This window comes from Kitasatospora sp. MY 5-36 (assembly GCF_001182915.1).
In the GTDB taxonomy this organism is placed as follows: Bacteria; Actinomycetota; Actinomycetes; order Streptomycetales; family Streptomycetaceae; genus Kitasatospora.
This window is the reverse complement of sequence record NZ_LFVW01000100.1, coordinates 1-7,993: the sequence shown is the minus strand read 5'-3', so window position 1 is coordinate 7,993 and position 7,993 is coordinate 1. Positions and strand designations below refer to the sequence as shown.

5 protein-coding genes and 2 pseudogenes are annotated in these 7,993 nt (G+C 73.1%); 6 read left to right on the top strand and 1 reads right to left on the bottom strand.

Translation table 11 applies throughout. The annotated features are described in order from the left end of the window. Both AE652_RS08300 and AE652_RS08295 read left to right on the top strand, forming a co-directional pair. Positions 1 to 626, top strand: a 626-nt coding sequence (locus AE652_RS08300; RefSeq protein ID WP_049650549.1) for a hypothetical protein, incomplete at its 5' end; no start/stop codon positions are given. A 75-nt stretch (positions 627 to 701) separates the two neighbouring features. Next, on the top strand, positions 702 to 1,271 hold the full coding sequence (locus tag AE652_RS08295; RefSeq protein ID WP_049650546.1) for a PH domain-containing protein: 570 nt from the start codon (positions 702 to 704) through the stop codon (positions 1,269 to 1,271). 102 nt (positions 1,272 to 1,373) lie between these two features. Here the strand turns inward: AE652_RS08295 and AE652_RS08290 are convergent, their stop codons facing one another. Then, positions 1,374 to 3,434 carry a glycogen debranching N-terminal domain-containing protein gene (locus AE652_RS08290; RefSeq protein ID WP_107086395.1) on the bottom strand — a complete coding sequence of 687 codons (2,061 nt, stop codon included), beginning with the start codon at positions 3,432 to 3,434 and terminating at the stop codon, positions 1,374 to 1,376. A 218-nt stretch (positions 3,435 to 3,652) separates the two neighbouring features. On the opposite strand from AE652_RS08290, the gene AE652_RS08285 reads away from it, so the two are divergent. The 4 genes and pseudogenes from AE652_RS08285 to AE652_RS08270 all read left to right on the top strand — a co-directional run. Further along, positions 3,653 to 4,645: a LacI family DNA-binding transcriptional regulator gene (locus AE652_RS08285; RefSeq protein WP_310593080.1), complete on the top strand. Its 993-nt coding sequence runs from the start codon at positions 3,653 to 3,655 to the stop codon at positions 4,643 to 4,645. Between the two features lie 57 nt (positions 4,646 to 4,702). Continuing rightward, positions 4,703 to 5,956 (top strand): extracellular solute-binding protein, encoded by a 1,254-nt coding sequence (locus AE652_RS08280; protein WP_049650543.1) that lies wholly within the window; start codon positions 4,703 to 4,705, stop codon positions 5,954 to 5,956. Beyond that, positions 5,946 to 6,689, top strand: a pseudogene (locus tag AE652_RS08275) (carbohydrate ABC transporter permease); the annotation flags it as partial. The gene AE652_RS08280 and the pseudogene AE652_RS08275, both read left to right, overlap by 11 nt. A 59-nt stretch (positions 6,690 to 6,748) precedes the next feature. Beyond that, positions 6,749 to 7,993 (top strand): annotated as a pseudogene (locus AE652_RS08270) (glycoside hydrolase family 15 protein); the annotation flags it as partial.

Genomic DNA, 7,993 nt, shown 5'->3' with positions numbered 1-7,993 from the left:
CGAGCACCCTGCGGGTGGTCGAGCGCGCGGGCGAGGTGGTGGCGGTGGGCCGCACCACCCCGGTGGACGACGGCGAGTTCCACCTGGTCGAGGCGGCCGCCGCGGACGAGCGGGCGGCCCGCGAACTGCTGGCCGGCGTGGCGGCGTTGGCGCCCGAGGCGCGGCTCCAGGTGGTGCACCGGCCCGGCACCCTGCCGGCCACCGTCTGGCACGGGCTGCTGGACGACACCCCGCGCCCCAAGGCGGAGCAGTACTACGTCCGCATCCCCGATCCGGCCGTGCTGCTCGACCGGCTGCGCCCCCTGTTCCGCCAACGCCTCGCCGCCGCCGGCCTGGACCGCGCCGACGGCGAACTGCTGCTCTCCACCTACCGCGCGCACTACCGGATCCCGCTCGGCGCGCAGGAGCCGGGCTCGGTGGTCACGGGCGGCACGATGCAGGGCACGGGCCCGGGCGGCGGCGTGGGCGTGGCGCCGGACGCGCTGGCGGCGCTGCTCTTCGGGCCGTACGGGCTGGAGGGGTTGAGCCGCATCCGGCCGGACGTGTACGGGCGTGGGGACGAGGAGCTGCACCGGGCGCTGTTCCCGCCGCTGACGTCCGATCTGCTGACGTACTACCTGCCGTGACGTCCCGTCTGCCGGGCCCCGTCACGGGGACCCCGCCCTGTCGGGGCCCGGCGACCGGGGCGTAGGGTGCGCCCTGTGAACGAACTGATCTTCCGGGGGAAAGACAAGTTCCGCCCGTCCTGGTCCGATTTCGGCCTGCTCGCGGTCATCCTCGCGGCCCAACTCGTCATCGGCTACAAGAGGCTCGGCCTCGTCCCGACGCTCCTGATCGTCGCCGGGACCCTGGTGATCGCCGTCCCGAGCCGCTACGCCACCATGCGGTGCTGGAGCCGGGTCGGCGCCGACGGGATCACCCTCTGCTGGGGGCTCGGCCGTGGCCGCACCTACTCCTGGCGGCAGATCGCCTGGATCGACGTGCGGGAGACCAAGGGCTTCGGCATGAGCGAGGGCACGCGCGCGGCCCGGATCCACACCGTCGACGGCCGGCGCCGCTCGCTTCCGGCCCTCCAGAGCAGCACCTTCTACCCGTCGGCGGACTTCGACACGGACTTCCGCCGGGTCGTCAACTGGTGGGAGCTCAGCACCGAGCCGGGCGAGCGTGTCCGGCCGGGCGCCCAGGTGCGGGACCGGCTGACGCCGGTGAAGGTCGGACTCCTGGCCTCCGTCGTCCTCGGCGCCGTCATCCTCGTCGACGTCCTGCGGTAACCACCGGAACTCCCGGTTCGGCTCCGGTTCCCGGGTGGGAGCCGGAGCCGACCTGTGTTTCCGCGCGACCGAAGCGCCGTCGGCGCACCGCGGTGCCGCCGGTCAGTCGACCACGGTGACCGTGAAGCCCTCGGGCGCGCGCATCCGGACCGCGCCGGTGTGGTCGGTGGTCACCTCGATCGGCAGTCCGGCCACCGTCAGCCCCTCGATCCGCAGCGACTCGTACCCGGCGGGCACCCGCGCCCGGACCGTCAGCCGGCGGCCCGGTGCGTCGGCCTCCAGGCCGAGCAGCGACTGGAGGACCGTCACGGCGGAGGCGGCGGCCCAGGCCTGCGGGCGGCAGGACGCCGGGTACGGGACGGGACGGGCGTAGCGCTCGCGCGGGTGGCCGCCGAAGAGCTCGGGCAGCCGGTGGTCGAAGCCCGCGGCGGCGCGCACCAGTCCGGCGGCCAGCGGCTCGGCGGCCTCGTGCAGTCCGGCCTTGGCGAGGCCGTGGACGGCGATGGCGCTGTCGTGCGGCCAGACCGAACCGGTGTGGTAGCCGAGCGGGTTGAAGCCGGCCGCGGCGGCGTCCAGGGTGCGCAGCCCGTAGCCGCTGTCCATGCCCGGGGCGGTGAGCCGGGCGGCGACCAGGGCGCTCTCCTCGGCGTCGAGCAGGCCGGTGCCGAGCAGGTGGCCCATGTTGGAGGCGATCGAGTCGACCCGGCGCTTGTCCCCGTCGAGGGCGACCACCGGGTAGCGGCCGTTTCCGTCCTCGGTCCAGAAGGCGTCGCGGAAGCGTTCCCGCAGCCGCTCGGCCCACTGCCGCCAGTGCTCGGCACCGGGGCGGCCGAAGGCCTCCAGCAGGTCGGCCGCCTTGACCGCCGCCTCGTGGGCGTAGGCCTGGACCTCGCTGAGCGCGATCGGGGCGTCGGCGATCCGGCCGTCGCGGAAGCGGATGCTGTCGGAGGAGTCCTTCCAGCCCTGGTTGGACAGGCCGCTGCCGGTGCTGTCCACGTACTCCAGGAAGCCGTCGCCGTCCGCGTCGGCGTACCGCTCCAGCCAGTCGAGGGCGGCCTCGGCGTGCGGGAGGAGGTCCTCGACCTGGTCGGTGGGCAGGCCCCAGCGCCAGGCGTCGTGCAGCAGGACGAGCCAGAGCGGGGTGGCGTCGGCGGTGCCGAAGTAGCAGGGCGGCAGGTGGGCGCCGGTGTCGAGGTGCTGCTCGGCGCGGCGGACCTCGTGCAGGATCTTGCCGGGCTGCTCCTCGGTGGCCGGGTCGACGGCGCGGCCCTGGCGCCGGGCCAGGGTGCGCAGGGTGCCGGCGGCGAGCTCGGTGCCGAGCGGGAGGAGCATCCGGGCCGCCCAGAGCGAGTCGCGGCCGAACAGGGTGAGGAACCAGGGCGCGCCGGCGCCGAGGAAGGTGTCGGCGGGGCTCAGCGGGTCGGTGAGCAGCAGGCCGCGCAGGTCCTGGTGGGAGCGGGCGAGCCAGTGGCCGAGGTCGTGTTCGCGGCCGGTGACCTCGGGGGTGCGCCAGGGGGCGGCGTCGGCGGGCGGGGCGGGGAAGAGGTCGCCCTCGGCGTGTTCGGCGGTGCACTCCAGGACGGCGTGCCAGGACTGGCCGGGGGCGAGTTCGATGTCGTAGCCGGCGGTGCCGGTGGCGGGGTCGAGGTGGTCGGGGGCCGGGGTGAGGGCGAGGACGGCGGTGAGCGGGCCCCGGCTCCAGCGCAGTGCGTCGTCGCCGTCGGCGCCGGGGGTCAGCGGGGTGTCGGCGCGGCCGGCCTTGACGGTGTCCATCGCGGCGAAGTCGCTCTCGGCGCGCAGGTCCAGGCGCAGCCGGGCGGTGAGGTCGCCGCCGTTGTGGACGGTGTAGCGCTCGGTGAGGCGTCCGGGGGCGACTTCGCGGCGGCGTTCCAGGGTGGTGGCGGGGTCGGCGGTCCGCTCGGCGAGGCCGCGCAGCACGGTGACGAAGGTGGTGCTGCCGTCCGGGCCCTCGGCGGTGGCGACGGGTGCGTTGGGGACGCCGGGGACGGTGGCCTCCAGGCGGGAGAGGATCCGGCGGTCCCCGTGGAAGAAGCCGTCCGCTCCCCCGGCGAACCGGCCGTCGGGGCGGGAGGCGCAGAAGCTCGGGGCGGCCACGGAGAGCCGGGCGTCGTGCAGGAACGGCTGCAGGTCAATCGCTTCCATCGCTGACATGGTCTCTTCATCCTCTGCTGGGGGCTTGACAGTTGCTTCCACCCGGGCGCAACCTTTCTGCCGTTGGAGCGTTCCAAGACATTAACCCCCCTGGTGGGGATGATGGAACCCCGGATTGGAACGCTCCAACATTCATGTCGATGGAGACAGAACCTAGGATCGCCGTCATGCATGCACACTCATCGCCCCGGCCCAGGACAGGGTCCGCCGTGACCCTCGAAATGGTCGCCGCCCGGGCCGGCGTGGGCCGCCAGACGGTCTCCAACGCGATCAACTCGCCCGAGCTGCTGCGCCCGCAGACGCTGGAGCGGGTCCGGCGCGCCATCGACGAGCTCGGCTACCGGCCGCACCGGGCCGCGCAGGCCCTGAAGACCAGGGCCAGCCGGCTGATCGGCTACGGCATCCGCTCCAGCAGCACCGGCGTCGCGACCCCCGTCCTGGACCGGTTCCTGCACTCGCTCTCCGAGGCCGCCGACCGGGCCGGCTACCGGGTGGTGCTGTTCGCCGTCGCCCCCGGGGACGACGAGCTCACCAGCTACCGGCAGTTGCTGGACGAGCACGGCGCGGACGGCTTCGTGCTCAGCGGCACCGACCGCGGCGACCGCCGCCAGGGCTGGCTGCACGAACAGGGCGTCCCGTACGTCGCCTTCGGCCGCACCTGGAGCGGCCGGGACGTCGGCGACTGGGTCGACGTGGACGGCGCCGCCGGGACCTCGGCCGCCGTCCGGCACCTGGCCGGGCTCGGCCACCGCAGGATCGGCTTCCTCGGCTGGCCCAAGGGCTCCGGCGTCGGCGACGACCGCGCCCGCGGCTGGCAGAGCACGATGCGCGAACTCGGCCTGCCCACCCGGGGCCGCCGGGCCGAGAGCCCGGACGACCCGGAGCGCGCCACCGAGGCCGCCGAGCGGCTGCTCGCGGCCGGCGCGACCGCGGTCGTGGCCGCCAGCGACACCCTGGCCCTCGGCTGGTACCAGGCACTGCGGCACGACGGCCGCACCCCCGGCCCGGAGGCGGCCGTCATCGGCTTCGACGACTCGCCGATCGCCCCCCTGCTCTTCCCCTCGCTGTCCAGCCTCGCCCAGCCGCTCGACGCGGTCGGCCGCGAGTGCATGCGGCTCCTACTCGACCGGCTCGGCGACCGGCAACGGCCGACCGAACACGTCCTGCTGGAACCGGAACTGGTGCTCCGCGAAAGCGTGTGACACCGCTCCCCCGAGCCGTCTCCGACCCATCCCCCCACCCTCGCAAGGAGATCACGCATGGCCACCTCCCGCACCCTCGCCGCGGCCGCCGTCTGCGCGGCCGTCGCCCTCGGCGCCGTCACCGGCTGCTCCTCCTCCGGCGGCTTCGGCGACTCGACGGCCAAGCAGTCCTCCGGCGGCAAGCAGGACCTGACGGTGCTGATCGCCACCTCCGGCGAGGCCGAGACCGCGGCGGTCAAGGCGGCCACCGCCGCCTGGGCACAGCAGACCGGCAACACCGTCACGGTGCAGATCGCCAGCAACATCAACCAGCAGCTCGGCCAGGCCCTCGCCGGCGGCACCCCGCCGGACCTCTTCTACGTCAACTCCGACCAGTTCGCGAACTACGCCAAGGGCGGCTCGCTCTACGCCTACGGCGACCAGATACCCGACGCCGCGGACTTCTCCGAGCAGCTGCGCAAGGCCTTCAGCAACGACGGCAAGCTCACCTGCCTGCCCAAGGACAGCTCCACCCTGGGCCTGGCGATCAACACCGACCTCTGGAAGCAGGCCGGCCTGACCGAGGCCGACTACCCCACCACCTGGCAGCAGTTGTCCGACGACGCCGCCAAGCTCACCAAGGACGGCGTCACCGGCCTCGTCACCGCCCCCGACTACCAGCGGGTCGGCGCCCTGCTGAAGGAGGCCGGCGGCTGGATCACCGACCCCGAGCAGAAGACGATGACCGCCGACAGCCCGGCCAACAAGCAGGCGCTGGAGTACCTCCAGTCCATGATGAAGGCCGGCTCCGCCAAGTACGTCGCCGAGGTGGACGCCGGCTGGGGCGGCGAGGCGCTCGGCAAGGGCAAGGCCGCGATGACCATCGAGGGCAACTGGCTGAAGGGGGCGATGGCCAAGGACTTCCCGAACGTCCCGTACAAGGTGCTCCCGCTGCCCGCCGGCCCGGCCGGCCCCGGCACCCTCGCGTTCAGCAACTGCTGGGGCATCGCCGCCAAGAGCACCCACCAGGCCGCCGGCGTCGACCTGGTCAAGCACCTGACCAGCGCCGACCAGCAGCTGGAGTTCTCCAAGGCCTTCGGCGTGATGCCCTCGCGCACCAGCGCGCTGGCCACCTACGCCCAGCAGTACCCGGAGTCCAAGGCCTGGGTCGATGGCGTCGCCACCTCCCAGCCGCCGGTCACCATCGCCGGGTTCAACCAGGTGCTCACCCAGTTCAACACCGACCTCCAGTCGCTGAAGACCGGTGACCCGGCGGCCGTCCTGGGCAGCCTCCAGCGCAACGGCGAGCAGGCGCTCAAGAATGCCAAGTAAGAGCGCCGCCCGTACCGACCGCACCGCCCGTACGGCCCGCACCGCCGGTACGAAGGCCGAGCGCGGCCTGCGCGAGGGAGCGTGGGGCTGGCTGTTCACCGGCCCCATGGTCCTCGTCCTCGGGCTCTTCATGGTCCTGCCCATCGCGATGGCCCTGTGGGTCAGCCTGCTGCACTGGGACGGCCAGTCCAACCCCTTCAGCGGCAGCGCGGACTTCGTCGGCCTGGACAACTACCGGCGGCTGTTCACCCAGGACGGCCTGGACCGCACCCTGTTCGCCACCTCGCTGCGCAACACCCTGTACTACGTGGTGCTGACCGTGCCGCTCCAGACGGGGCTGGCGCTCTTCCTCGCCATCGCCGTCAACCAGCGCATGCTGCGCGGCCGGGGCGCCCTGCGCACGGTGTTCTACTTCCCGTCCGTCACCAGCTCGATCGCCGTCTCGACGGTCTTCCTCTTCCTCTTCCAGGGCAGCGGCGCCGTCAACCGGATGCTCGGCTGGCTCGGCGTCCAGGGGCCGAACTGGTTCGCCGACCCGCGCGGACTGGTCTGGCTGGTCCTCGGCTGGTTCGGCGTCGACCAGCCGGCGCCGACCGCCGGCGGGCCGCTCGGACTCTCCTGGTCCGAGTGGTTCGCCGGGCCCTCGGTCGCGATGTCCACCCTGATCCTGATGGCGGTCTGGACCACCTCCGGCACCTTCATGCTGATCTTCCTCGCCGCCCTCCAGGACATCCCGCGCGAACTGGAGGAGGCCGCCGCCCTGGACGGCGTCAACCGCCGCCAACTGCTGCGCGCACGGTGGCCGTCGCCGGCCCCGACTCCGTGTGGCTGGACGGCGAGGCCGAGACCTACGGCCGCGACCTCACCACCTACGCCGACTTCACCGTCACCGCCGGGGAACGGATCGCCTTCGCCCTCACCTGGCAGGCCTCCCACCTCCCCGCACCCGACCAGCCGGACGCGGCCCAGGCACTCGACGCCACCGAGGAGTTCTGGCACGACTGGGCCGACCAGTGCACCTACCAGGGCCCCTACCGCGAAGCCGTGATCCGCTCCCTGATCACCCTCAAGGGCCTCACCTACGCCCCCACCGGCGGCATCGTCGCCGCCCCCACCACCTCCCTGCCCGAGGACATCGGCGGCGAACGCAACTGGGACTACCGCTACACCTGGCTGCGCGACGCCGCCATCACCCTCTCCTCCCTGCTGCGCACCGGCTACCGCGACGAGGCCAAGGCCTGGCGCGAATGGCTCCTGCGCTCCGTCGCCGGCGACCCCGAGAACCTCCAGATCATGTACGGCATCGCCGGCGAGCGCGAGCTCACCGAGTCCTCCCTCGACTGGCTGCCCGGCTACGAGGGCTCCCAGCCCGTCCGCATCGGCAACGGCGCCGCCGGACAACTCCAGCTCGACGTCTACGGCGAGGTCGTCGAAGCCCTCCACCTCGCCCACATGACCGGCCTCGTCCGCAACGACCACGCCCACCAGCTCCAACTGCGCCTGATCGACTACCTCGAGGACCACTGGCAGAACCCCGACGAGGGCATCTGGGAGGTCCGCGGCCCCCGCCGCCACTTCGTCCACTCCAAGGTCATGGCCTGGGTCGCCGTCGACCGCACCATCGAACTGCTGGAACGGACCGACGAACAGGGCCCGTTGGAGCGGTGGCGCGCGCTGCGCGACACCATCCACGCCGACGTCTGCGAGCACGGCTACGACCCGGACCGCAACACCTTCACCCAGTCCTACGGCTCAGCCGAACTAGACGCCTCGCTGCTGCTGATCCCCCAGGTCGGCTTCCTGCCCGCCGACGACAAGCGCGTCATCGGCACCATCGAGGCGATCCAGCGCGAACTGTCCACCGAGGACGGCTTCGTCCTGCGCTACCCCACCGACGGCGGAGTGGACGGCCTGCCGGGCGACGAAGGCGCCTTCCTCGCCTGCTCCTTCTGGCTCGCCGACGCCCTCGCCCTGATCGGCCGCACCGACGAGGCCCGCGAACTGTTCGAGCGCCTGCTGTCGATCCGCAACGATCTG

Bases quoted from the DNA above. Each gene is read 5' to 3' on its own strand.
- AE652_RS08280 (WP_049650543.1), top strand. From the start codon at position 4,703: ATGGCCACCTCCCGCACCCTCGCCGCGGCCGCCGTCTGCGCGGCCGTC.
- AE652_RS08290 (WP_107086395.1), bottom strand. From the start codon at position 3,434: ATGGAAGCGATTGACCTGCAGCCGTTCCTGCACGACGCCCGGCTCTCC.